At 58.7% G+C, this 23416-nt stretch carries 22 protein-coding genes and 1 pseudogene; 11 read left to right on the top strand and 12 right to left on the bottom strand.

The window, feature by feature from the left end; genetic code table 11:
• Positions 1-30: 30 nt before the first annotated feature.
• Positions 31-483 carry a GNAT family N-acetyltransferase gene (locus FXO12_RS20590; RefSeq protein ID WP_054898182.1) on the top strand — a complete coding sequence of 151 codons (453 nt, stop codon included), beginning with the start codon at positions 31-33 and terminating at the stop codon, positions 481-483.
• Between the two features lie 88 nt (positions 484-571).
• Here the strand turns inward: FXO12_RS20590 and FXO12_RS20585 are convergent, their stop codons facing one another.
• From FXO12_RS20585 to FXO12_RS20575, 3 genes are read right to left on the bottom strand one after another with little or no spacing between them, the layout of a single operon-like run.
• Positions 572-868, bottom strand: coding sequence for a helix-turn-helix domain-containing protein (locus FXO12_RS20585; RefSeq protein WP_014720272.1), 297 nt, complete (start codon positions 866-868; stop codon positions 572-574).
• A gap of 17 nt (positions 869-885) precedes the next feature.
• Positions 886-1386, bottom strand: coding sequence for a M48 family metallopeptidase (locus FXO12_RS20580; protein ID WP_034128904.1), 501 nt, complete (start codon positions 1384-1386; stop codon positions 886-888).
• 42 nt (positions 1387-1428) lie between these two features.
• Positions 1429-3534 (bottom strand): bifunctional diguanylate cyclase/phosphodiesterase, encoded by a 2106-nt coding sequence (locus FXO12_RS20575; RefSeq protein WP_054898181.1) that lies wholly within the window; start codon positions 3532-3534, stop codon positions 1429-1431.
• 312 nt (positions 3535-3846) lie between these two features.
• On the opposite strand from FXO12_RS20575, the gene FXO12_RS20570 reads away from it, so the two are divergent.
• Positions 3847-4512: a polysaccharide lyase family 7 protein gene (locus FXO12_RS20570; RefSeq protein WP_003194947.1), complete on the top strand. Its 666-nt coding sequence runs from the start codon at positions 3847-3849 to the stop codon at positions 4510-4512.
• Between the two features lie 312 nt (positions 4513-4824).
• Here FXO12_RS20570 and fba read toward each other — a convergent pair whose 3' ends face one another.
• From fba to tkt, 6 genes are all read right to left on the bottom strand, one after another.
• The gene (gene fba, locus FXO12_RS20565; protein ID WP_003177554.1) at positions 4825-5889 is read right to left on the bottom strand and encodes a class II fructose-bisphosphate aldolase; all 1065 of its coding nucleotides are present in this window, start codon (positions 5887-5889) and stop codon (positions 4825-4827) included.
• Between the two features lie 124 nt (positions 5890-6013).
• Entirely contained in the window at positions 6014-6346 is a 333-nt protein-coding gene (locus FXO12_RS20560) for an MliC family protein (RefSeq protein WP_054898180.1), read from the bottom strand.
• Positions 6347-6406: 60 nt separating this feature from the next.
• Positions 6407-6634 carry a hypothetical protein gene (locus tag FXO12_RS20555; RefSeq protein WP_003194953.1) on the bottom strand — a complete coding sequence of 76 codons (228 nt, stop codon included), beginning with the start codon at positions 6632-6634 and terminating at the stop codon, positions 6407-6409.
• A 31-nt stretch (positions 6635-6665) separates the two neighbouring features.
• Positions 6666-7829 (bottom strand): phosphoglycerate kinase, encoded by a 1164-nt coding sequence (locus FXO12_RS20550; protein ID WP_054898179.1) that lies wholly within the window; start codon positions 7827-7829, stop codon positions 6666-6668.
• 17 nt (positions 7830-7846) lie between these two features.
• A complete protein-coding gene (gene epd, locus FXO12_RS20545) occupies positions 7847-8902 on the bottom strand; it encodes an erythrose-4-phosphate dehydrogenase (RefSeq protein ID WP_003194958.1) in 1056 nt (351 codons plus the stop codon).
• Positions 8903-9040: 138 nt separating this feature from the next.
• Positions 9041-11038: a transketolase gene (gene tkt, locus FXO12_RS20540; RefSeq protein ID WP_057976506.1), complete on the bottom strand. Its 1998-nt coding sequence runs from the start codon at positions 11036-11038 to the stop codon at positions 9041-9043.
• Positions 11039-11297: 259 nt separating this feature from the next.
• On the opposite strand from tkt, the gene FXO12_RS20535 reads away from it, so the two are divergent.
• The 5 genes from FXO12_RS20535 (at position 11298) to FXO12_RS20515 (ending at position 16259) form a co-directional block, all read left to right on the top strand.
• Positions 11298-12293: a metalloregulator ArsR/SmtB family transcription factor gene (locus FXO12_RS20535; protein ID WP_054899040.1), complete on the top strand. Its 996-nt coding sequence runs from the start codon at positions 11298-11300 to the stop codon at positions 12291-12293.
• Positions 12294-12312: 19 nt separating this feature from the next.
• A complete protein-coding gene (gene metK / locus FXO12_RS20530; RefSeq protein WP_003194964.1) occupies positions 12313-13503 on the top strand; it encodes a methionine adenosyltransferase in 1191 nt (396 codons plus the stop codon).
• 212 nt (positions 13504-13715) lie between these two features.
• Entirely contained in the window at positions 13716-14066 is a 351-nt protein-coding gene (locus FXO12_RS20525) for a DUF1090 family protein (RefSeq protein WP_160049737.1), read from the top strand.
• A 95-nt stretch (positions 14067-14161) separates the two neighbouring features.
• On the top strand, positions 14162-15826 hold the full coding sequence (ligB, locus tag FXO12_RS20520) for an NAD-dependent DNA ligase LigB (RefSeq protein WP_057976502.1): 1665 nt from the start codon (positions 14162-14164) through the stop codon (positions 15824-15826).
• A 37-nt stretch (positions 15827-15863) separates the two neighbouring features.
• Positions 15864-16259 (top strand): DUF1090 domain-containing protein, encoded by a 396-nt coding sequence (locus tag FXO12_RS20515; protein WP_034129072.1) that lies wholly within the window; start codon positions 15864-15866, stop codon positions 16257-16259.
• 6 nt (positions 16260-16265) lie between these two features.
• Here the strand turns inward: FXO12_RS20515 and FXO12_RS20510 are convergent, their stop codons facing one another.
• Positions 16266-16715, bottom strand: coding sequence for a cytochrome c (locus FXO12_RS20510; RefSeq protein ID WP_034128909.1), 450 nt, complete (start codon positions 16713-16715; stop codon positions 16266-16268).
• Between the two features lie 128 nt (positions 16716-16843).
• Here FXO12_RS20510 and FXO12_RS20505 point away from each other — a divergent pair, with 128 nt between their 5' ends.
• Complete coding sequence (locus FXO12_RS20505; protein ID WP_057976500.1) at positions 16844-18037, top strand: murein transglycosylase A; 1194 nt, start codon at positions 16844-16846, stop codon at positions 18035-18037.
• Positions 18038-18161: 124 nt separating this feature from the next.
• On the opposite strand, the gene FXO12_RS20500 is transcribed toward FXO12_RS20505, so the two are convergent.
• Positions 18162-18548: an MAPEG family protein gene (locus FXO12_RS20500; RefSeq protein WP_034128911.1), complete on the bottom strand. Its 387-nt coding sequence runs from the start codon at positions 18546-18548 to the stop codon at positions 18162-18164.
• A gap of 29 nt (positions 18549-18577) precedes the next feature.
• A complete protein-coding gene (locus tag FXO12_RS20495) occupies positions 18578-19411 on the bottom strand; it encodes an EamA family transporter (RefSeq protein WP_054899037.1) in 834 nt (277 codons plus the stop codon).
• 103 nt (positions 19412-19514) lie between these two features.
• Here FXO12_RS20495 and FXO12_RS20490 point away from each other — a divergent pair.
• From FXO12_RS20490 to FXO12_RS20480, 3 genes and pseudogenes are all read left to right on the top strand, one after another.
• A pseudogene (locus FXO12_RS20490) lies at positions 19515-20375 on the top strand (cation:proton antiporter); the annotation flags it as partial.
• Between the two features lie 380 nt (positions 20376-20755).
• Positions 20756-21742: a nucleoid-associated protein gene (locus FXO12_RS20485; protein WP_032894897.1), complete on the top strand. Its 987-nt coding sequence runs from the start codon at positions 20756-20758 to the stop codon at positions 21740-21742.
• Positions 21739-23181 carry a hypothetical protein gene (locus FXO12_RS20480; RefSeq protein WP_047338026.1) on the top strand — a complete coding sequence of 481 codons (1443 nt, stop codon included), beginning with the start codon at positions 21739-21741 and terminating at the stop codon, positions 23179-23181. The genes FXO12_RS20485 and FXO12_RS20480 overlap by 4 nt, the downstream gene beginning before the upstream one ends.
• Positions 23182-23416: the final 235 nt, after the last annotated feature.

Here is a 23416-nt window from a genome sequence, read left to right as displayed (position 1 = left end):
TCCAGGCACGTCTTTACAAGAGCACACATCATGACGGTTGATTGGATTTGCAAACATCACGACGACTTGGGCAAGGACCAGCTGTATGCCGTCCTGCGCTTGCGCAGCGAGGTATTCGTCGTCGAGCAGAAATGCGCGTATCAGGACATCGACGGGCAGGACCTGGCGGGTGACACCCATCACCTGATGGCCTGGCAAGATAATGAGCTATTGGCTTACCTGCGCCTGCTGGACCCGGAGTCCCAGGGCGGCGATGTGGTGATTGGTCGCGTCATCGTTTCGCCAGCGGCACGGGGCACCGGGCTGGGGCATCACATGATGGAGGAGGCGCTTGAGCGCATTGAGGATATCTGGCCGCAAACGCCGATTTTTCTCTCGGCCCAGGCGCATTTGCAGGGGTATTACGGGCGATATGGGTTTGTGGTGGCGGGTGAGGAATACCTGGAAGATGATATTCCACATATTGGTATGCGGCGCATCTGAGGGCGCCATCGCAGGCAAGCCAGCTCCCACACTGGACTGTGGGAGCCGGGCTTGCCCGCGATAGCGTCAGTCCTGCCTAAGCCGACCTTCAGGGATAGCCCAACACCTGCTTGATCGACGCCAGATTAGCCTCGATCCACCCCCGATCAATCGCCCCCCAGTCCCGAATCCGATAGCGCCCGGCATGGTGACGCGCACCGTCCTCCTGCTCGAACTCACACACAATATCCAGGTCGGCCAACGCCGCAATGGTGTCCTGGGCGGTACGCCGAGGCATACCGGTGGCCTCGGTCAGCGCCGGGACGCTGCTGGCCAGTTGGCTGTCGATCAAGTACGCCACGTACAGGCGGCGGTAGAAGCTGCTTTTGGTCTTGCTCACATCCATGGTCAGTCGCCTTGGGGTTAGGGCTTGCCCTGCAAATCGCGCCAGGTGAGGTACACACGCAGGTCGAATTCCACCTGATGGTAGCCCGGCATCATGTATTGGCAGAGTTTATAGAACGCCTTGTTGTGGTCCGATTCCTTGAAGTGCGCCAGCTCGTGCACCACGATCATGCGCAGAAACTCCGGGGCCGCCTCCTTGAACAGCGAAGCGATGCGGATCTCTTTCTTGGACTTGAGATTACCGCCCTGCACCCGAGAAATCGTGGTGTGCAAACCCAAGGCACGATGGGTCAGGTCCAGGCGGTTGTCGAACAGCACTTTGTCGATAGACGGCGCGTTGCGCAGGTGCTCCTGCTTCAAGGCCAGGGCGTAGGCGTACAGGGCCTTGTCGCTCTGCACCGCATGGCGTTCGGGGTAACGCTGGTCCAGGTAAGCCCCTAACTGGTCCTTGGCGATCAGTTGGCGCACTTGCTCCTGGAGCGCGGCGGGGTATGCCTGGAGGTATTTCAACGCGGTCATGGGCTCTGCAACGCAATTGGGACGGGCGCCAGTGTAGCGAATTCAAAGCGCGCGAGGGTACGACCAGCCGGCAACGTCCTCGGCCATCAACGGCAGCGCAGCCCACGGCCCCTGGATATGGGCGCAGCCATTGGCCTTGAGCCACTGGGTTTGCTCAAGGGTCTCCACGCCTTCGGCGATCACCAGCACACCAAAATGCTCACACAGTTGGATGATGCTGCGCGCCATCGCCGCATCCCGCACCGAGCCAGGCAGGCGCGCCACCAGTTGAGGGTCAAGCTTGAGGGTGTCGAACGCCAAGTCGCGCAAATGGGCCAGGGAGCACTGGCCGCAGCCAAAATCGTCCAGGGCAATCCGCACCCCTATCCGGCGCAGTAACTGGAGTTGCTTGGTGGACTCGGCGAGATTGCTCATCAAGCAGTCTTCGCCGATTTCCACCTCCAGTTGTCGCGCCTGTAACCCATGTCGCTCCAGCATCTGCTGCAGTTGGTTGGCCAGGTTGGGCATGTTGAACTGGCTGCTGCTCAGGCTCACGCTCAACACCAGTTCGGGGTCGAAGGTGGCTTGCCAGGCCTGGCGCTGGGCGGCGACTTGCTGGTAGATCCAGGCACTCAACTGGTTGATCAACCGCGCCTCTTCCAGCAGTGGCAAGAACAGGCCCGGCGGCACATCGCCGACGCTGGGATGCTGCCAGCGCAACAGCGCTTCGACGCCGCGCAAACGCCCGTCTTCCAGAGAGACCTGAGGCTGGTACACCAAGGTGAAATCCTTGTTGGCGATGGCGGTACGTACACTGTCTTCCAGCATCAACCGCGAGCGGGCGCGGCCGTTCATTTCCTGGTCGTAGTAACGATACTGCTGACGGCCGGCGCGCTTGGCTTCGTACATGGCAATGTCCGCGGCCCGTAGCAGGCCGCTCAAGTCCGAGCCGCAATCCGGGAACGTCGCGATGCCAATACTGACCCCAAGCATCACCTCCAGACCATCGACCTGCTGGCACACCGATACCCGCTCGATGAGCTTTTCCGCGATCTTCGCGGCCTGCTCGGGAAACTCCAGCTCCAGCAACGCGGTGAATTCATCCCCACCCATGCGCCCGAGAATGTCGTAGGAACGCAGGCATGCTTGCATCTGCTCCGAAACCCAACGCAGCACGCGATCCCCGGCGTCATGGCCCAACGTATCGTTGACCCGCTTGAAGCCATCCAGGTCCAGGTACAGCAATACCAGCGCCTGCTCGCTACGTTCGCTGCGCAGCAACGTATTCTCCATCGCCTGATGGAAACCGCGCCGGTTCAGCAGCCCGGTCAGCGGGTCGGTCACGGCCTGGAATTCCAGTTGCTGATGCAGGTGACGCACTTCAGACATGTCCAGCACCGTCACCACCATTGCCTTCTGCTCCGCAGGCAAAGGCGCGCAGGACAACGCTACCGGCACTTGCTGGCCCCGACCGGTGCGCAAAATGGCATCGTGTTGGCGCCACGTCTCGCCCCGGCGATATGCCTCGTACATGGGAAAGCCCAACCAGGCTGGCACATGGGGCTTTTGCAGGAAACTGAGGAAACTTTCGCCCTGCAACTCAGCCATCGTTGCATTCAACAGCCGGGAAATGGCCGGGTTGGCATACTCGATCACACTGTTTTCGCTCACCACCAGAATGCCCTCGGCGGCGTTATCCAGCACCGAGGCATTAAAAGCGCGGGCCAATTCCAGGTCATGGCTCAGGCGCTGCAAGGCACGGCGATTGCGCTGGTGCTCGAGCAAGGCCTGCACCTTGGGCTTGAGGATGTGCGGGTCAAAGGGCTTGAACAGGTAGTCGATCGCACCACTGGCGTAGCCTTCCAGCACCGCGTCGGGCGAATGGGCGGTGGCCGTCAGAAAGATAATCGGCGTCATGCGCGTACGCTGGCTGCCACGCATCAGGCGCGCCACCTCGAAACCGTCCATGCCCGGCATGCGCACGTCCAGCAGCACCAGGTCGACCTCGTGGGCCAGCAGTAACTCCAAGGCTTCCAGGCCAGACGCGGCGGTTATCACCCGCCAGTCGTCACGCTGCAACAGCGCACGCATGCTGACGAGGTTTTCCGGGTAGTCATCGACCACCAACAGAACCGAAATTGCATCGTCGTGTTGTGGAGCGCCATCCATGCTACGTCTCTTCCTTAGGGAGCTGCACCGGTCACTTTTGCTACCAAGGCCGGATAAACACTGAGGGCTCACTCTAGCCGCGCGGCCAAAAAAGCAGAAGTGACGTGGGTGCCCTCATTGTGCCAAAGGCCAGGAAGCCGACTAACGGTAAGGCCCTGTAGCCCGCGGTTCACGGGCGACATGGCTTTTTGACATTTAGCTGACGCCAATAAATTGCCAGCAATTGTTTAACAATCTCACCAGCACGGCCTATAAAGAACCTGGAAGGCCCTTTGGGCCAATGCCTACACCCTCTGTAAAAAGGCCAACACCATGATCGACCTTTCCACCTGGAACCTGAGCATTCCGGTCGGCTCCCCACCCACGACCATTGAAACGCCAAGGCTGCTGAGCGGCTTCAACGATCAATACTTCCAGGCCGAAGGCAGCGACGTGCAGTTCTGGACACCTGTGACGGGCTCGCGCACCGAAAACGCCATCTACCCACGCAGCGAACTGCGCGAAACCTACGCCGACGGCCGCCTGCGTAACTGGACCTACCCCGAGGCCGACAACTTCCTGCGCGCCACCCTCACCGTCAACCAGGTGCCCTCCTCCGGCAAGATCGTGATCGGCCAGATCCATGCCTACGACAGCCAGAAACCGCTGATCAAGCTGGAGTACCAATTCAAGGAGAAAACCCAGACCGGCAACATCGTCGCCAAAGTGCGCATGCGCCCGGACGAGGCCGAAAGCCAGGTGATCATCGTCGCCTCCAATGTGCCACTGCAGAAGAGCTTCACCTACGTGATCAACCTCAACAAAGCCGGGCTGCTGAGCGTGTATGCCGCTGACAGTGAGTGGAATGAACGGATTGGCGCGGCATGGGGCGACAAGCCGTTGTACTTCAAGGCGGGGGTGTATGTGCAGGACAATACGGGCGACACCAATGAGGGTGCGCGGGTGACGTTTGCGAAATTGGATATTGATCACGAGTGAATCGTCCCGTGAGACACAGGATTTTTCCCAGATAAACCCAAAGTCTTAAACACACCGTTGCACCCTGTGGGAGCCGGGCTTGCCCGCGATGGCGGCGTATCAGCCAATATCCTCGGCGCCTGACACACTGCCATCGCGGGCAAGCCCGGCTCCCACATTGACCGTGCGTCGGCTAAAGGTCCGGTGTGGGTGCTACAGCACCGTTGCGACAAGCCAAAGAACGCCGTGGTTTCGGCGCTTCATCTGCAAGTTGATTAAATGGTGTCCATAAAAAAGCCCGCATCGCTGCGGGCTTTTATTAACACTTGAGGCTTAGTTCACCTTAGCGTTCAACTCACCTTTCAAATACCGCTGGTACATCGCTTCCAACGAGATCGGCTTGATCTTCGAAGCATTACCCGCAGTACCAAAGGCTTCATAACGCGCAATACACACATCACGCATCGCCGTCACAGTGGCGCCGAAGAATTTACGTGGGTCGAACTCGCTCGGGTTGGTGGCCATCAGGCGACGCATCGCACCGGTGGATGCCAGGCGCAGGTCGGTGTCGATGTTGACCTTGCGCACGCCGTACTTGATGCCTTCGACAATTTCTTCAACCGGTACGCCGTAGGTTTCTTTGATGTCGCCGCCGTACTGGTTGATGATCGCCAGCCACTCTTGCGGTACCGAGGAAGAACCGTGCATCACCAGGTGGGTGTTGGGGATGCGCTTGTGGATTTCCTTGATGCGGTCGATGGCCAACACGTCGCCGGTAGGTGGCTTGGTGAACTTGTAGGCGCCGTGGCTGGTGCCGATGGCGATGGCCAGGGCGTCGACCTGGGTCTTCTTGACGAAATCGGCGGCTTCTTCCGGGTCGGTCAGCATCTGGCTATGGTCCAGCACGCCTTCGGCGCCGATGCCGTCTTCTTCGCCGGCCATGCCAGTTTCAAGCGAACCCAGGCAGCCCAGCTCGCCTTCAACCGAAACGCCGCAGGCGTGCGCCATGGCCACGGTTTGTTGGGTGACGCGTACGTTGTACTCGTAGTCGGTTGGGGTCTTGCCGTCTTCGCCGAGGGAACCGTCCATCATCACCGAGCTGAAGCCCAGTTGGATCGAGCGCTGGCACACGTCAGGGCTGGTGCCGTGGTCCTGGTGCATGCACACCGGGATGTGCGGGAATTCTTCGATGGCGGCGAGGATCAGGTGACGCAGGAACGGGGCGCCAGCGTATTTGCGCGCACCGGCCGAAGCCTGGACGATCACAGGGGAGTCGGTCTTGTCAGCGGCTTCCATGATGGCGCGCATCTGCTCAAGGTTGTTGACGTTAAAGGCTGGGACGCCGTAGCCGAACTCGGCTGCGTGGTCCAGCATTTGACGCATGCTGATAAGTGCCATTGTGTTGTCTCTCCCGGTCGAGGGTCGTTAATCGTGCAAGCCTGCCGTAGAGGCGGCTGCTATTCAAGTTATTGCAGATCAAGGGGTTGAGCCTTGTGCTGCTGAATCGTTATTGCTGTTGGGTTCAGTTGGCTTTGCAGCCGCGCCCAATCAAATCATCCGTCGCTACCCAGTAAACCAGGCCTTCCTCACCTTTGGTGTGAAACGCCAACTGGCCGTCGCTGTACAGCACGCCCGAAGCGGCTACCTCTTGCTTGAGACGGTAAACCTGGTCCGAACCGCCGAGGCGAACATCCACTTCGGAGCGGGCCTGGTTGGCAAAGCGCCAGTTGACCTCGGCTTTGCTGTCGCAGGTCCAGGTGGTCCATTTGTCGGCTGGCTCTGCCTTGTCGAACAGGTTCATGCTGCTGCAGCCGGCCAACAGGGCCAGGGCTGCCAGGGCGAAAACGCCTTTCATTGCCAATCCTCGCAGGGCGACCTGGGGCCACCGTTGCTATCGGTTAGTGGATCAGACCCGTCATGGGCAACCCTGTTCCTGACCGTTGGGCGCGGAGTCGTATTTCTCCAGCCGTTCGTTGCCGATGCGCTTGTTGATCACCGGCATGGTCTCGGCTTGCCAGTCAGCCTGGTAACAGCTTTTTCTCAACGGTGCCTTGGCGTTATCCGCCTCCGGCGCCGCGCTGGGTGTGCTGCCGCAGCCGGCCAACAGGCCCGCTGCGATCACCAGTGCCAACGACTTGATCATGGGAACGCTCCTTTTCCTGATCACGCGAGCCTTAACCTTTGGCTCGGGTTTCCAGCACTTCCACGGCTGGCAACACCTTGCCCTCGACGAACTCGAGGAAAGCGCCGCCACCGGTAGAAATGTAGGAGATCTGATCAGCCACACCATATTTATCGATAGCCGCCAGGGTATCGCCACCGCCAGCGATGGAGAACGCCGAGCTTTCAGCGATCGCTTTAGCCAGCACTTTGGTGCCGTTGCCAAATTGCTCGAACTCGAATACGCCCACCGGGCCATTCCACAGGATAGTCTGGGATGCCTTGAGCAGCTCGGCGAAGTTGGCCGCCGTTTGTGGGCCGATGTCCAGGATCATGTCGTCGTCGGCCACGTCAGCGATAAGCTTGACGGTCGCCGCGGCGCTTTCCGCGAATTCCTTGGCAACCACCACGTCCACCGGCAACGGCACGCTGACCTTTGCGGCGATGGCGCGGGCGGTGTCGAGCAGGTCTGGCTCGTACAGGGACTTGCCCACCGGGTGGCCGGCAGCGGCCAGGAAGGTATTGGCAATGCCGCCGCCGACGATCAGTTGGTTGCAGATCTGGCTCAGGCTGTTGAGCACGTCCAGTTTGGTGGATACCTTGGAGCCGGCAACAATGGCCGCCATCGGTTGGGCCGGAGCGCCCAGGGCCTTGCCCAGCGCATCCAGCTCCGCAGCCAACAACGGGCCCGCCGCGGCGACCTTGGCGAACTTGGCCACGCCGTGGGTCGAACCTTCGGCGCGGTGGGCGGTGCCGAACGCGTCCATCACAAACACGTCGCACAGGGCGGCGTATTGCTGGGCCAGTTCGTCGCTGTTCTTTTTCTCGCCCTTGTTGAAGCGCACGTTTTCGAACAACACGATATCGCCGGCTTTCACGTCCACGCCGCCCAGGTAGTCTGCGACCAATGGCACGTCACGGCCCAGGGCCTTGCTCAGGTACTCGGCGACCGGCTTGAGGCTGTTTTCGGCGGAGAACTCACCTTCGGTCGGGCGACCCAGGTGGGAGCAGACCATCACGGCCGCGCCTTTTTCCAGGGCCAGCTTGATGGTCGGCAGCGAGGCCAGGATTCGCGCATCGCTGGTGACAACACCGTCCTTGACGGGGACGTTGAGGTCTTCGCGGATCAGTACGCGCTTACCTTGCAGATCGAGGTCGGTCATCTTCAACACGGTCATGGGTCGCAGTTCCTGAATTACTGTTGAGGTTGTTTAGAAGCGATGTGCAGATAGTGTTCGGCAACATCCAGCATGCGGTTGGCAAAGCCCCATTCGTTGTCGAACCAGGCCAGGATGTTCACCAGCCTGGGGCCGGAAACGCGGGTCTGGCTGGCATCGACAATCGCCGAATGCGGGTCATGGTTGAAATCGCAACTGGCGTGGGGCAACTCGGTGTAGGCCAACAGACCTTTGAGCGGGCCGCTGGTGGCGGCGTCGCGCAGGATTCGGTTGACCTCGGCCGCGTCAGTGTCACTGACGGTTTGCATGGTGATATCCAGGCAAGACACATTCACCGTCGGCACCCGTACGGCTTTGGCCTGGATTCGCCCGGCAAGTTCCGGCAGCAGTCGCTCGATGCCGCGCGCCAGGCCGGTGGACACCGGAATCACTGACTGAAACGCCGAACGCGTGCGGCGCAGGTCTTCGTGGTGATAGGCGTCGATGACCGGCTGGTCGTTCATCGCCGAGTGAATCGTGGTGATCGACACGTAATCCAGGCCGATCGCCTGGTCCAGCAGGCGTAACAACGGCACGCTGCAGTTGGTGGTACACGACGCGTTGGACACCAGCAGCTCATCGCCGGTCAGGCAATCCTGGTTGATGCCGTAGACGATGGTGGCGTCGACATCCGCCTCGCTGGCCATCGGCTGGGAAAACAGCACACGCGGTGCGCCGGCGTCGAGAAAACGCTGGCCATCGGCACGGGTGTGATAGACACCGGAGCATTCCAGCACCAGGTCGACGCCCAGTGCTTTCCAGTCGATGCCTTCGGGGGTGGCACTGCGCAACACTTGCACGCAGTTGCCATTGATATGCAGACAATCGCCTTCAACCCGCACTTCGCCAGGGAAGCGGCCGTGGGTGGAGTCAAAGCGTGTCAGGTATTCGATGCTGGCCATGTCGGCCAAATCATTGATCGCGACAATTTCAAACCCGGCCGCCGCCCCTCGCTCGAACAGAGCACGCAAGACGCAACGACCAATGCGGCCGTAGCCGTTGAGTGCAACTTTGTAGGGACGCGGTTGGGGCATGGGGTTCTCGATCAAGGTTAGTTCAGTGATGAATGTACTGGCGCCATCGCGGGCAAGCCCGCTCCCACAGTGGACCGTGATCCAAATGTGGGAGCGGGCTTGCCCGCGATGGCGCCAGTACAGACAACGCAGACTGACTTAGTCTTCCAGCAACTCTTCAGCCTGACCCAGGATGTTTTCCAGGGTGAAACCGAACTCTTCGAACAACGCTGGCGCCGGCGCCGACTCACCGTAGGTGGTCATGCCGATCACACGGCCTTCCAGGCCCACGTACTTGTACCAGTAGTCGGCGTGAGCCGCCTCGATGGCGATACGCGCACTGACCTGCAACGGCAACACCGATTGCTTGTAGCCGGCGTCCTGGGCTTCGAACACGCTGGTGCACGGCATGGACACAACGCGAACGTTGCGGCCTTGCTCGGTCAGCTTGTCGTACGCCTGAACGGTCAGGCCCACTTCGGAACCGGTGGAGATCAGGATCAGCTCCGGCTCGCCGATGCAGTCCTTGAGCACATAACCGCCACGGCTGATGTCGGCGATCTGCGCGTCGGTACGCACCTGGTGCTGCAGGTTCTGACGCGAGAAGATCAGCGCCGAAGGGCCATCCTTGCGCTCGATGGCGTGCTTCCAGGCCACGGCGGATTCCACCGCATCGGCTGGGCGCCAGCAATCCAGGTTCGGCGTGGTGCGCAGGCTGGTCAGTTGCTCGACCGGCTGGTGCGTCGGGCCGTCTTCGCCCAGGCCGATGGAGTCGTGGGTGTAGACGTGGATCACGCGCTTCTTCATCAGCGCCGCCATACGTACGGCGTTACGTGCGTATTCCATGAACATCAGGAAGGTCGCGCCGTAAGGCACCATGCCGCCGTGCAGGGACACGCCGTTCATGATGGCGCTCATGCCGAACTCGCGCACGCCGTAGTACATGTAGTTGCCGCTGGCGTCTTCGGCCGAGACACCTTTGCACCCCTTCCACAGGGTCAGGTTGGAACCGGCCAGGTCAGCCGAACCGCCGAGGAACTCAGGCAGCAACGGGCCAAAGGCGTTCAGGGTGTTCTGGCTGGCTTTACGGCTGGCGATGGTCTCGCCCTTGGCCGCGACTTCAGCGATGTAGGCCGAGGCCTTTTCCGAGAAGTCGGCAGGCAGGTCACCGGCCAGGCGGCGTACCAGCTCGTTGGCCAATTCAGGGAATTCGGCGGAGTACGCAGCGAAACGCTGGTCCCACTCGGATTCAGCCGCCAGGCCTTTTTCCTTGGCATCCCATTCGGCGTAGATGTCGGCCGGGATTTCGAACGGGCCGTGGTTCCACTTCAGCGCTTCGCGGGTCAGGGCGATTTCCGCGTCACCCAGTGGGGCGCCGTGGCAGTCTTCTTTACCTTGCTTGTTCGGCGAGCCGAAACCGATGGTGGTCTTGCAGCAGATCAGGGTTGGCTGCGCGCTCTTGCGAGCGGTGTCGATGGCGATCTTGATTTCTTCCGGATCGTGGCCGTCGACGTTGCGGATCACCTGCCAGTTGTAGGCTTCGAAACGCTTTGGCGTGTCGTCGGTGAACCAGCCTTCGACTTCACCGTCGATGGAGATGCCGTTGTCATCGTAGAAGGCAATCAGCTTGCCCAGGCCCAGGGTACCGGCCAGGGAAGCGACTTCGTGGGAGATGCCTTCCATCATGCAGCCATCACCCAGGAATACGTAGGTGTGGTGGTCAACGATGTCGTGGCCGGGGCGGTTGAACTGCGCGCCCAGGACTTTTTCCGCCAGGGCGAAACCAACCGCATTGGCCAGGCCTTGGCCCAGGGGACCGGTGGTGGTCTCGACGCCCGGGGTGTAGCCGAATTCCGGGTGGCCCGGGGTGCGGCTGTGCAGCTGACGGAAGCTCTTGAGGTCGTCGATGGTGACATCGTAGCCGGTCAGGTGCAGCAGCGAATAAATCAGCATCGAGCCGTGGCCGTTGGACAGCACGAAGCGGTCACGGTCGGCGAACGACGGGTTGCTCGGGTTGTGTTTCAGGTAGTCACGCCAAAGTACCTCGGCGATATCCGCCATGCCCATCGGGGCACCGGGATGGCCGCTGTTGGCTTTTTGCACGGCATCCATGCTGAGGGCACGAATGGCGTTGGCACGCTCACGACGGCTGGGCATCGCTGATCTCCTGGAGTTTGCTGAAAAGAAACGGAAAAAAGGACCGGCATTTTCCCTCAGCCACCGCCTGCGGGCAATGACAGATAGTCACTTGAGGGCGTTTTTCCTGTGCTTTGGGCATCAATCCCTTGCAGAAACCTTTAACCGGTTCGTCTTAAGGTTATAGCGACGGCTTATAACCGCCACTTATCGTTCAATATCAAAACTTTTTGATATTGGCCTTGCGAGGATCTACACCCGTCACTAGACTGCTGGCCTTATGAACCTACCCGTGCCCTCCCTGCGTCCTGACGACGGCGATGAACTGGCTGCCTTGTGCAAGGCCGCTGGCGATCCGTTGCGCTTGAACGTACTGCGCGCACTGGCCAACGATTCTTTCGGAGTACTGGAGCTGGCGCAGATCTTCGCCATCGGCCAGTCCGGCATGAGCCACCATTTGAAGGTGCTGGCCCAGGCCGACCTGGTGGCCACCCGTCGCGAAGGTAATGCGATTTTCTACCGGCGTGCACTGCCCCATACCGAACTGCTTGGCGGCAAATTACACGCTGCCCTGCTCGAAGAAGTGGATAACTTGTGCCTGCCCGGCGATGTGCAATCGCGTATCGGCCAGGTGCACGGGCAACGCGCCGCCGCCAGCCAGGATTTTTTCTCACGGGTGGCCGATAAGTTTCGCGCCCAGCAGGATCTGATCGCCGGCTTGGCACAGTACCGCGAAAGCGTACTGGCGCTGCTGGACAAGCTGAGCTTCAGTGAAGAGGCCACGGCCTTGGAAGTCGGCCCTGGCGACGGCGGTTTCCTGCCCGAACTGGCGCGCCGCTTCGAGCAGGTGACCGCGCTGGATAACAGCCCGGCGATGCTTGAACTGGCGCGCCAACTCTGTGAGCGCGAAGCCTTGGGAAATGTGCGCCTGCAGTTGGCCGACGCCCTGAGTGACACCGGCCTGCGAGCCGATTGCGTGGTGCTGAACATGGTCTTGCACCATTTCGCCGCACCGGCAGAAGCTCTCAAGCAAATGGCCGGGTTGCTGCACCCCGGCGGTAGCCTCCTGGTTACGGATTTATGCAGCCACAACCAGAATTGGGCCAAGGAGGCCTGCGGTGATCTCTGGCTGGGTTTTGAACAGGACGATCTGGCCCGTTGGGCCACCGCTGCGGGACTCGTTCCCGGGGAAAGCCTCTATGTAGGTTTACGTAATGGTTTCCAGATTCAGGTCCGCCATTTTCAGCGACCGGCTGGCGACACTCACCATCGGTAAATATCAGGAAAACATCGAGATGAGCGAATACTCCCTTTTCACCTCCGAGTCCGTGTCTGAAGGGCATCCGGACAAAATCGCCGACCAGATTTCTGACGCGGTGCTGGACGCTATCATCGCTGAAGACAAGTTCGCCCGTGTGGCGTGCGAGACGCTGGTGAAAACGGGCGTGGCGATCATCGCCGGCGAAGTTACCACCACTGCCTGGGTCGACCTGGAGCAGATCGTGCGTGACGTAATCACCGACATTGGCTACAACAGCTCCGACGTCGGCTTTGACGGCGCAACCTGCGGTGTGATGAACATCATCGGCAAGCAGTCCCCGGACATCAACCAGGGCGTTGACCGGGCCAAGCCTGAAGACCAGGGCGCCGGCGACCAGGGCCTGATGTTCGGCTACGCCAGCAACGAAACCGACGTACTGATGCCCGCGCCGATTACCTTCTCGCACCAGCTGGTACAACGCCAGGCCGAGGCGCGTAAATCCGGCGTACTGCCATGGCTGCGCCCTGACGCCAAGTCCCAGGTGACCTGCCGCTACGAAGGCGGCAAAGTCGTGGGCATCGACGCCGTCGTACTGTCGACCCAGCACAACCCGGACGTGTCCTACGCCGACCTGCGTGAAGGCGTGATGGAGCTGATCGTCAAGCATGTGTTGCCTGCCGAACTGCTGACCAAGGACACCCAGTTCCACATCAACCCGACCGGCCAGTTCATCATCGGTGGCCCCGTGGGCGACTGCGGCCTGACCGGCCGCAAGATCATCGTCGACAGCTACGGCGGCATGGCCCGTCACGGCGGTGGTGCATTCTCCGGCAAGGACCCTTCCAAGGTTGACCGCTCTGCGGCTTACGCCGGTCGTTATGTGGCCAAGAACATCGTGGCTGCCGGCCTGGCCGAGCGCTGCGAAATCCAGGTTTCCTACGCCATTGGCGTGGCCCAGCCTACGTCGATCTCGCTGAACACCTTCGGCACCGGCAAGATCAGCGATGACAAGATCGTCAAGCTGGTGCGTGAGATCTTCGACCTGCGCCCTTACGCAATCACCACCATGCTCGACCTGCTGCACCCGATGTACCAGGAAACCGCAGCCTACGGCCACTTCGGCCGCACCCCTGCGCAGAAGACTGTGGGTGATGACACCTTCAGCACCTTCACTTGGGAAAAAACCGACCGCGCCAACGACCTGCGTACCGCCGCCGGCCTGTAATCGTTCGCGGTAAATAGAGCCCCGCCAGGTCTGCCTGGCGGGGCTTTTTGTTGCCTGCAGGAACACTTCGGGCTTTTTTGGATCCAAGGCTTGCAGGCCAAATGATGGCCCACTAGAATCCGCGCCCTCTCGGGCCCTTCACCTTATTTGGATATTGCACTGCGCCCGCCCGGGATGGATAAGCGCGCAGGCAATCGAACATTGAGGTTTTCATGCGCATTTCCACGCTCACCCCTGCCGCCCTTCTGCTCAGCCTGTTCACCCTGTCGGCCCAGGCCGCTGACCTGAACGCTTTGAGCGGTGCCCTGAGTGCCCAGCTCGGTGGCGGCAATGCCGGCGACTGCCAGCAGCAACCCAAAGACCTGCAAGCCAAGATCGACGCGGCCAATGCCAAGAACGATCTGCTGAAAGTGCGGGCGTATGAGACTGCGTTGGAGCAGGTCAACAAAGCTTGCAACAAACTCGCCGACAGCCAGGCAAAAGTCGACGCCAAGCAGCAGAAGCAGCAGGCCAAGGCTGAAAACAATGATGCTGTGAAGGCCTTGGGCGGCCTGTTCAAGTAAACAGAAACACCCGGTAAAAAGCCCCGCTCGGTCGGGGCTTTTTTGTGGGCGCGCGGATCACTTAGGCTGGCCCCCCTTTTCGAGCAAGGATGCTCATGATGCACGTATTACTGGCTGTTCTCATAAGCGCCGCACCCGCCTGGGCCTGGGCCGAAACCTGCCCCGATGACGTTCACTCACAGCTGGAAACCCTGTCCAGGCAAATCCAGCAGTGGGACGACAGCTACCATCGACAGGGCCAAGCCCTGATCAGCGATGAGCTCTACGACCAGGCCCGCAGACGCCTGGCGCATTGGCAAGAATGCACTCGCGAGCAGACACCCAAGCCTGATAACCCGCTGGCCAGTGCGCGCGGTACCTTACCTCACCCGGCCGCACACACTGGCCTGCAAAAGCTGCCGAGCGAGCCGGCCGTCAGTGACTGGCTCAGCACTCGACAGGATGTCTGGGTCCAACCCAAGGTCGATGGCGTTGCGGTGACACTGGTGTATCGCCAGGGCCGCTTGCATCAGCTCATCAGTCGGGGCGACGGCCTGCTTGGCCACGATTGGTCAGCCTCCGCCGTCAAGATCCCCGGCATTGTCCAACAGTTGCCCGACGCCGTTGATGTGGTGCTGCAAGGCGAACTCTATTGGCGCCTCAACCACCATGTGCAATCGCTCAAGGGCGGGCTCAATGCACGCAGCAAAGTGGCTGGCCTGATGAACCGTCGTCGGTTGAGCGATGCCGAGGCTGCCGGGATCGGCCTGTTCGTCTGGGCGTGGCCAGACGGCCCGACGGACTTCACCGAACACCTTGCCACCTTGGCGCGCTGGGGCTTCACCGATAGCCAACAGTACAGCCAACCCGTCAGCACCATCAGCGAAGCTGCGCATTGGCGCACGCATTGGTACAACGCGCCATTACCCTTCGCCAGCGACGGCGTGGTGCTGCACCAGGCTGCGCGAGCGCCCGCCGAGCGCTGGCAAGCCAGTGCGCCCTACTGGTCGGTTGCCTGGAAGTACCCGGCTATCAAGGCACTGGCCCTGGTGCGCAAGGTCGAGTTCAGGGTGGGACGTACCGGGCGTATTACACCTATCCTCGAATTGGAGCCCGTACGGCTGGATGATCGGCAGATCAGCCGAGTGAGCGTCGGCTCTCTGAAACGCTGGCAAGCCCTGGATATCCGCCCCGGCGATCACGTGTCGATCAGCCTGGCGGGCCAGGTCATACCGCGACTGGACGAGGTGATCCTGCGCAACGAGACACGCGTGGACGTGCAGGTACCCAACGCTCAAGACTTCCACGCCTTGAGCTGCTGGCAACTGGACCCTGGCTGCGAAGACCAACTGCTCGCCCGCCTCACCTGGCTGAGCGGTAAACACGGCCTGGCCTTGCCCCACATGGGGCGCGAAACCTGGAACGTATTGATCCAGGCCGGTCTAATCGCAGGCTTTCTCGATTGGTTGACACTTGATGCGGCCGAGCTTGCTACCATTGAGGGCTTAGGCGAGCGTACCCGTGCGCGGGTGCTCGACAGTATTCAAAGCGCCCGGCAACGCCCTTTTTCACTATGGCTCAAGGCCTTGGGCGTGCCGCCGGCGGCGCGCAACAACCTGGAAGGAGACTGGCAGACGCTGGTCGCCAAAGACACTCAAGCCTGGCTGGCCTCAGATGGCATCGGCCCGGGACGCGCGGCGCAACTCAGCGCTTTTTTTCGCGACCCGCAGGTACAAGCCTTGGCTGAAACATTACGCGGAGCCGGGATAGATGGGTTTTGATCCCCTCCGCCACCTGATTGCGAACCTGGAGTCTTATATGAAATTTCTCGCCCCCTTTGCCTTGCTGACCTTCGCGAGCTTCATGGCCACGCCGCTGTTGGCCGCCGAAGACGCACAACCCCTCACCGGCTGCGCCGCCAAGCGCCAGGCCATCAGCAGCCAGATCGAACAAGCCAAGGCCCACGGCAACAGCGCGCAACAGGCTGGCCTGGAAAAAGCCCTGGCCGAAGTTACCGCCCACTGCACCGATGCCGGCTTGAAGAAAGAACGTGAAAACAAGGTGCTCGACGCCAAGCACGAAGTCAGCCGCCGTCAGGCCGACCTCGACAAAGCCATGAAAAAAGGCGACCCGGACAAGATCAACAAGCGTAAGGAGAAACTGGCCGACTCGCGTAAAGAGCTGCAGGACGCAGTGGAAGAACTCGACCAGTAAAACCGATCAATGATCGCGGAACTGTTTATGGCAGGCGCTACAGGCATCTTCAACTTTTTGCACCGCAGGTTGAAGGCTACTGGCTTTATAAGGTTGCACCTGGCTGGCGATCACCAATTCACCGGTGGCCGCCTCAAGTTCGCGGGCCAGTTGCTGGAACTGCGCCTGTTTTTGCCACACATCATCTTTGGCACTGGTGTGGTCTTCTTCGCGTACGCTCGGGAAATGTTTCCACGGTTCATGGGACAACGCGTCCAGCTTGACCGCACCCTCGGCGAACTTGGCGCCATCAAATGGGATACGTCCGCGCAGCATGCCGCCCAGGTCTTCACCGGTCTTGAGCATCTGCTTGAAGATCGCCTTGCGCTGGCCCAGAGGGGAATTGGGATCAACACCGCCACAGGCAGACAAAGCCAGGCAGGCCAGCAATACAACGGTCAGTTTTTTTAACATCATCATGGCTTCAAGGTCACGGGAAACGGCGGCCAGTATCCTCGCACCGCCCACAAAGACCAATAGCCCTATTAATAATAAGGTTGCCCGGATGCAGTGAAGCGCGGGCAATCGTTTCAGGAATTGCTTGCATGAATGTCACCTTCAAACCCTGGGGCCGCCGCCTGGCTTGGGCTCTGCCATTGTTCGCGCTACTGGCCGGCTGCGATGCCGGTAAAGACACCGATAAAGAAGTTGCCCAGGAGCCAACCAAACCTCACGCCGTTGCCACCTATGTGAGCGCACCGTGGGAAGCCCTGCCGAGCGTTTCCGACAGCGACTTGCTCGCCGGGTTTGAATCCTGGCGCAGCGCGTGCCAGCGCCTCAAGGCCGACCCGATCTGGGGCCCGACCTGCGCGACAGCGGCCAGCGTACCGGGCGATGCCGTAGCGGTTCGTAGCTTTCTCAAGGAACACCTGGATGTCTTCGGCCTGCGTTCGGCCAACAACACGCCAAACGGCTTGATCACGGGTTATTACGAGCCGGTGTACCCCGGCAGCCTGACCAAGACCGCCACCGCCCACGTGCCGGTATACGGCGTGCCGGACGACCTGATTGTCGTCAACCTCGACAGCATCTATCCGGAGCTCAAGGGCAAGCGCCTGCGCGGGCGCCTGGAAGGCCGTGTGCTCAAGCCGTATGACGACGCCAGCACTCTCAACAGCCAAGGCTCCACCGCCAAGCCGATCGCCTGGCTGACCGACCCGATGGACCTGCAGTTCCTGCAAATCCAGGGCTCGGGGCGTATTCAACTGGCCGGCGGGCGTCAACTGCGTGTGGGTTACGGCGACCAGAACGGCTACCCGTACCGCCCTATTGGCCGTTGGCTGGTGGAACAAGGCGAACTGAAAAAAGAAGACGTGACCATGGGCGCCATCAGCGCCTGGGCCAAGGCCCACCCGCAGCGCATTCCAGAACTGCTGGCGAGCAACCCCAGCTACGTATTCTTCAGTGCCCGCCCCGACAGCAACGAAGGCCCACGCGGTTCGCTGAACGTGCCATTGACCGCCGGCTACAGTGTGGCAGTGGATCGCAAGGTGATTCCGCTGGGCAGCCTGTTGTGGTTGTCGACCACCAAACCAGACGGCACGCCACTGGCACGCCCTGTCGCCGCGCAGGATACCGGCGGCGCAATCACCGGAGAAGTACGCGCAGATCTGTTCTGGGGCACAGGCAATGCCGCAGGCGAGTTGGCGGGGAATATGAAACAGCAAGGGCAGATCTGGATGCTGTGGCCCAAAGGCGCAGCGTTGCCCCAGGTGCCGGATGCGCCTGCCGGAACCTGACAATCGCTGGCGCTTTTTGTAGGAGCGAGCTTGCTCGCGAAAAACGCACAGGCGCCGCGCTTACTCAGGAAGCACGCGTTATCGTTGACGTTCTTCGCGAGCAAGCTCGTTCCTACAACACCCCTTACATCGAAACGAAGAAGAAACTCGCAATCAACGCCATACCCACGGCCCACACCAGCGAACGCAAGATCGCCCAGTCCGCCAGGTAGCAAATGATGTACAGCAGGCGGCTGGTGATAAACAGCACTGCCAGCACGTTGATCGTCACCAGTTCGGCGTTGCCGGCCAGGTGCGCAATGATGACTGCAGCGGCAAACGCCGGGGTCACTTCGAAACTGTTGAGTTGCGCGCTATGAGCACGCTTGGCGACGCCTTCCAGGCTATCGAGGAAGGCACGCGGGTCGTGGTTATCCCGTGGCCCGAACTTGCCTGTGCTGAATTTGGCCACACCGGTGCAAATGTACGGCAGAAAGATTGCGATCAATACACACCATAAAGCGACTGTCATCACCGATTCCTTTTAGTTTTATCCGACGGTTAGAGTTTCATCACCAACATGCCAATCAACACCAACCCACAGGCTATGAGCCGTGGACGGCCAAAAGGTTCTTTCAAGTAACGCATGCCGAACAGCACCACCAGAATCACACTGACTTCGCGCAGCGCGGCGGCTTCGGCAATCGAGCCCAACTGCATGGCCCAAAGTACCAAAGCGTAGCTCAACAACACGCACAGCCCCACGCTCAAGCCCAACCGCCACTGGGTGCGCCAGAACAGGCTGAAGGCCGCACGCTTGCGCACCAGCGCCAGCAACGGAAACGGCCAGGCGCTGATCAGCGTCAGCCACACCAGATAATCCAGCGGATGCGACCAGCGCCGCAGCGCCTGCCCGTCCAGAAAGGTGTAGCAGCCGATGCACAGACCAATCAATACCACCACCGGTAGCATCGACCAGGGCAACCGGTCACCGCCGCCGCCCTGCCACAGCAGGCACACCATGCCGAACGGAATCAGCAGAATCCCCAGAATCTGCTGGGTATTCAATACTTCGCCGGCAAACACCAGGGTCAGCACCAGCACCACCAGCGGCGACAAACCGCGCATCAACGGATACACCAGGCCCAGGTCACCCACCCGATAGGCCTGGATCAACAAATAGCGATAGAGCAACTCAAACAACGCAGAAGCAATGATCCACGGCCAGATGTCCAGCGGCGGCCAGGACACGAAGCCCACCGCGAATACCACGAACAGCAGTGCCACACTGTCCATGCAGGCAATGACTAAAAGGCGCTCGCCACTGAACTTGATCAAGGTGTTCCACGTCGCATGCAACAGCGCCGCTACCAGCACCAGGGCTGTCGCTACCACCAGAACCTCCTTAATTGATACGTCATGTAACAGCACCTGTTTATACTAACTACCGATTCGACGCACCCCGTGCGCCTATATTTCCCTGCTCCAAGGACCCCGGATGCTTGAACTTGTCGCCGCCTTCATCTGCCTCACCACCCTGCTCACTTATGTGAACTTCCGCTTCATCGGCCTGCCGCCCACCATTGGCGTGATGGTCACCGCACTGTTGTTCTCGCTGATCCTGCAAGGCCTGAGCGTGCTCGGCTACCCAGGCCTGGAAGAACGTATCCAGCAGTTGATCGGCCAGATCGACTTCGGCGATTTGCTGATGAACTGGATGCTGTCGTTCCTGCTGTTCGCCGGCGCCTTGCACGTCAACTTGAACGACTTGCGCAGCTACCGCTGGCCCATCGGCCTGCTGGCAACCTTTGGCGTATTGATCGCCACCGTGGTCATCGGCAGCCTGGCGTACTACATCTTCGCCCTGTTTGGCTGGCACGTGAGTTTCCTTTACTGCCTGCTGTTCGGTGCCCTGATATCCCCTACCGATCCCATTGCGGTGCTCGGCGTGCTACGGACCGCCAATGCCTCCAAACCGCTGAAAACCACCATCGTCGGCGAATCGCTGTTCAATGACGGCACCGCCGTGGTGGTGTTTACCGTGCTGCTGGGTATCGCGCAGTTGGGTGAGACGCCCACCGTGAGCGCCACGGCCATGCTGTTTGCCCACGAAGCCATTGGCGGCGTGCTGTTTGGCGGGCTGATCGGCTATCTCGTGTACCTGATGATCAAGAGCATCGAACAGCACCAGATCGAAGTCATGCTGACCCTCGCCCTGGTGATCGGCGGCTCGGCCATGGCCTCGGAGCTGCATGTGTCCGCACCGATTGCGATGGTGGTCGCGGGGCTGATCATCGGCAACCTGGGGCGCAAACTGGCGATGAACGACATGACGCGTCGCTACCTGGATGGTTTCTGGGTTTTCCCAAAGGCGCCAAAAAGGCCTGCATCTTTGTCACATTGAAGGCGGCTACGCAGCGCCACTGAAAGCTGAGATGCGCCTCTGTTCCTGCCGAGCTATCTATTCTGGTCGCTCCCCTTTATCAGAATCCACATCATCAAGACATCAAGGTGTGGGCATACCACCCGCGTCTAGGATTCAACACGCCCACCAGTGAGCCTTCCATCGGACAATTGATCCTGGATGGGGCAAACGGCAGCCAACCGCTTTCTCTATGTGTATATTCATACAGTAATTCGCATGCTACGCCCTGTGGGGGGACGCTAGGCATAACGCTGAAAAGGTGCTTACATCAATGCTTAATGTCATGTCGCCACCAGCAAGGATGAGGATTTAACTTGGCCACTCTTACGGATAAAGAAATCGAAGCCCTGAAAATCGAGAATTTCATTTTTCACGTGGTGCATCATCGAGCCGATGATCCGATCCTGTTTGACGACACCCCCTTAAGCACCTTCGAGCCGTTCTTCATTGACCGCATCAAAGAAACCCTCAAGGGCAATAAATTTTCTTTCGCTGAAATATCTCAAGTAAAGGCTAAATTGAATAGTTGGGAGAAGGGCGAGTCGAATTTTGTCGATATCTCCAAGAGTTTGGCTCGACAGTTCCATCGCCTTGGCGACAAACGTATGAAGTCAGGCGTATTGATCGTAATTGGTTTAGTTACAGGTGCTAAAAAGTTTTATTCGTTAATTAAGTATGACTCTGAAAAAGTCGTTACATTTGAAACTAAGGGCGCCCAGGCAATACTTCAGGCAGTTACCAACAACTTTACTGAATCACCAAAAGCGCTCCAGAAATCAGCTCTTATTGATTTGGATTCCAAAGACTCAGAAGTAGTGATCATTGATAAAATGAGCCGCTCAGGAATCAGTGATTTCTTCAAAGAATTCCTGGGAGTAGAGCGCCTCCGAAATTCAAAGGAAATGACGGTAGATTTGGTTAAGGCAATCAAAAAAACTGTAAGGACACACCTGGGTGATCTGCCGCCGGCTATCACATCGAAGGTCGCTGAGAAAGTCGTTGAGATTGCGAAAAAGCGTAAAGACTTTGAAGTCGACGAATTCTTCACAGATTTTTTCGGCATCAATGGCCAAGATGAAATCCGGGCGACCTTCGACAAAGAATTGGAAAGCCTAAATTTGACTGGTGAGGTGTTCTCCTACGATGAGGAAGAGCTACCTACCAATGAGGCAAAGAAATACGTAACAAGTGAAGGCATAACCATAAATATGCCTGCGCGGGCAAAGGGAAGCTTAACTATTGAAAATGGAAAGGATGAAACTGTTATTACTATTCGTACAAGTCGCTTGCGTGAATCATGAAACAGATAGCGCTGGAACTTCGCAACTTCTTTGAGCGACTTACGGCGTCGGGTGGTTCTGCGCAGGTTGAAACTACGCATATTTTTCGAATTGATGAAGTGAGCGTTACATCTTCCGGGTTTGTTCGAGAATTGAAAGATCTTGCCCAGCGTGTTTGTTCTATGGGCATCGGAAAGATAGAGCTTTTTGGAGAAGTTTCCGACAGCATCGAGATCAAGGATTTCGATTTGGAGGATGTGGAAAATGACAGACTAACAGTCATCTTGGAGAAGCCAGCGGATGATGGTTGGTGTTATTTCCTAACTTTAAAAGGTTTCGAAAACTGGTTGAGAACAAACCAATTTTCAGCACAGAACTCACAGAAAAAAATGTGCGTGTGGGTTGCAAGTGAAACCTTTGAATTTTCCACTCATCAGTTTCTAGTGAAAGAAATGGGTGGAGATAAAAATTTACCGACCGCCACTCAACATCCTGAAAAACCTTGGAAAATGGTACGGGATCTTACCCACTCCCTTACCCCTCCGTCGCTTGAGCCATGGCTGCTGACTGCTGAGCCAATTGCTGAAAGCGAATCTTTTACAGCCTGGAAACGCGTGGCTGTGGAAAAGCTTTCCTTTTGCTTGCCTGCCGAGATTCGCAAGGAAGATGATGAGACTCATGTAATATTTCGAGGCGGGCGCTCACTCCCCATAGCTATAGACCAGCCTATTAACTGGGCTGATATCAATTTTGAAACACTCCACGACACCTGCCAGTGGATCTACTCCACCCCTAGGGAGTGTGAAACGAAATTCCAACTTTTCAACAACCACATTGCTATCAACTGGAACAGTGGGACGACGTGGCCCTCTGGCTCAACGCCACTCTTAAAAAATAGCCTCTCGGGGGCCAAGGAAGCGTTCGCCTTTCATCTCCAAGATCAGAGCAAGGAGGCTGTCAAAAGCCTGGGAGATCTGCGCAAGGGTTTGCAGGACGAGGTTAATAAGACACAAACTGCGACAAGGGATTTAATATCAGCTCTCTGGCGTGATTTCGCGGTGGCGGGTGTTGTCTTAGCTCTCAAGACTCCGATAGCGACTACAGGCGTAGCCGATACAGCCACCACGATTCTGTATCTTGGTGTTTCTGTGCTTCTCATATTGAGCCTAGTTATCAACACTCTTTCAACCTTGCGTTTTAACAGTCTTGCTGACAGCAGTAGAGAAGGATGGCGGAAGAAGATCTACAACTTTATGTCATCCGACGACTGGAGGCGATTGGTTGAAAAACCTATATCGTCCGGACGCACCGTTTACTGGCTTGCTTGGACTGTGTGCTTCTGTCTATACGCAGCCATTGTCCACTACTTCCTATCGCTCGCGGCACCTAGCTTCGTGGCGAACCACATTGATTATTATTTTTTCTGCGCGTGGAACTACATCACCGCCTTTCTTTTATAAACTATAAGTCTAACTACCATTGAATCTTTATGGCGCAGTGTTACTACACAGATATTTAGAAACTATGCCGAAAACCATCAGGGCTTTGCTTACACAACAGAAGCCGGTCTGGCTGAGGTAGGGGCTATAGCCATCATTGTCCGCATTCCGTTGCTCAGCGTAATGTACCCAAATACGGCCATTAAGCCTAAAAGTGATGGTTAATGTGCCGTATTGGGGACATTAAATATGCATC

Origin of the sequence: Pseudomonas sp. J380, from assembly GCF_009827115.1 — a bacterium.
Taxonomy (GTDB): Bacteria; Pseudomonadota; Gammaproteobacteria; order Pseudomonadales; family Pseudomonadaceae; genus Aquipseudomonas; species Aquipseudomonas paracarnis.
Note: the sequence above shows the minus strand (reverse complement) of the source record. Positions and strands in the feature narration are given on the sequence as shown.

Coding starts and splice junctions, on each gene's coding strand:
- FXO12_RS20590 (WP_054898182.1), top strand. CDS start 31: ATGACGGTTGATTGGATTTGCAAACATCACGACGACTTGGGCAAGGAC.
- FXO12_RS20585 (WP_014720272.1), bottom strand. CDS start 868: ATGGATGTGAGCAAGACCAAAAGCAGCTTCTACCGCCGCCTGTACGTG.
- FXO12_RS20580 (WP_034128904.1), bottom strand. CDS start 1,386: ATGACCGCGTTGAAATACCTCCAGGCATACCCCGCCGCGCTCCAGGAG.
- FXO12_RS20575 (WP_054898181.1), bottom strand. CDS start 3,534: ATGGATGGCGCTCCACAACACGACGATGCAATTTCGGTTCTGTTGGTG.
- FXO12_RS20570 (WP_003194947.1), top strand. CDS start 3,847: ATGATCGACCTTTCCACCTGGAACCTGAGCATTCCGGTCGGCTCCCCA.
- fba (WP_003177554.1), bottom strand. CDS start 5,889: ATGGCACTTATCAGCATGCGTCAAATGCTGGACCACGCAGCCGAGTTC.
- FXO12_RS20560 (WP_054898180.1), bottom strand. CDS start 6,346: ATGAAAGGCGTTTTCGCCCTGGCAGCCCTGGCCCTGTTGGCCGGCTGC.
- FXO12_RS20555 (WP_003194953.1), bottom strand. CDS start 6,634: ATGATCAAGTCGTTGGCACTGGTGATCGCAGCGGGCCTGTTGGCCGGC.
- FXO12_RS20550 (WP_054898179.1), bottom strand. CDS start 7,829: ATGACCGTGTTGAAGATGACCGACCTCGATCTGCAAGGTAAGCGCGTA.
- epd (WP_003194958.1), bottom strand. CDS start 8,902: ATGCCCCAACCGCGTCCCTACAAAGTTGCACTCAACGGCTACGGCCGC.
- tkt (WP_057976506.1), bottom strand. CDS start 11,038: ATGCCCAGCCGTCGTGAGCGTGCCAACGCCATTCGTGCCCTCAGCATG.
- FXO12_RS20535 (WP_054899040.1), top strand. CDS start 11,298: ATGAACCTACCCGTGCCCTCCCTGCGTCCTGACGACGGCGATGAACTG.
- metK (WP_003194964.1), top strand. CDS start 12,313: ATGAGCGAATACTCCCTTTTCACCTCCGAGTCCGTGTCTGAAGGGCAT.
- FXO12_RS20525 (WP_160049737.1), top strand. CDS start 13,716: ATGCGCATTTCCACGCTCACCCCTGCCGCCCTTCTGCTCAGCCTGTTC.
- ligB (WP_057976502.1), top strand. CDS start 14,162: ATGATGCACGTATTACTGGCTGTTCTCATAAGCGCCGCACCCGCCTGG.
- FXO12_RS20515 (WP_034129072.1), top strand. CDS start 15,864: ATGAAATTTCTCGCCCCCTTTGCCTTGCTGACCTTCGCGAGCTTCATG.
- FXO12_RS20510 (WP_034128909.1), bottom strand. CDS start 16,715: ATGATGTTAAAAAAACTGACCGTTGTATTGCTGGCCTGCCTGGCTTTG.
- FXO12_RS20505 (WP_057976500.1), top strand. CDS start 16,844: ATGAATGTCACCTTCAAACCCTGGGGCCGCCGCCTGGCTTGGGCTCTG.
- FXO12_RS20500 (WP_034128911.1), bottom strand. CDS start 18,548: ATGACAGTCGCTTTATGGTGTGTATTGATCGCAATCTTTCTGCCGTAC.
- FXO12_RS20480 (WP_047338026.1), top strand. CDS start 21,739: ATGAAACAGATAGCGCTGGAACTTCGCAACTTCTTTGAGCGACTTACG.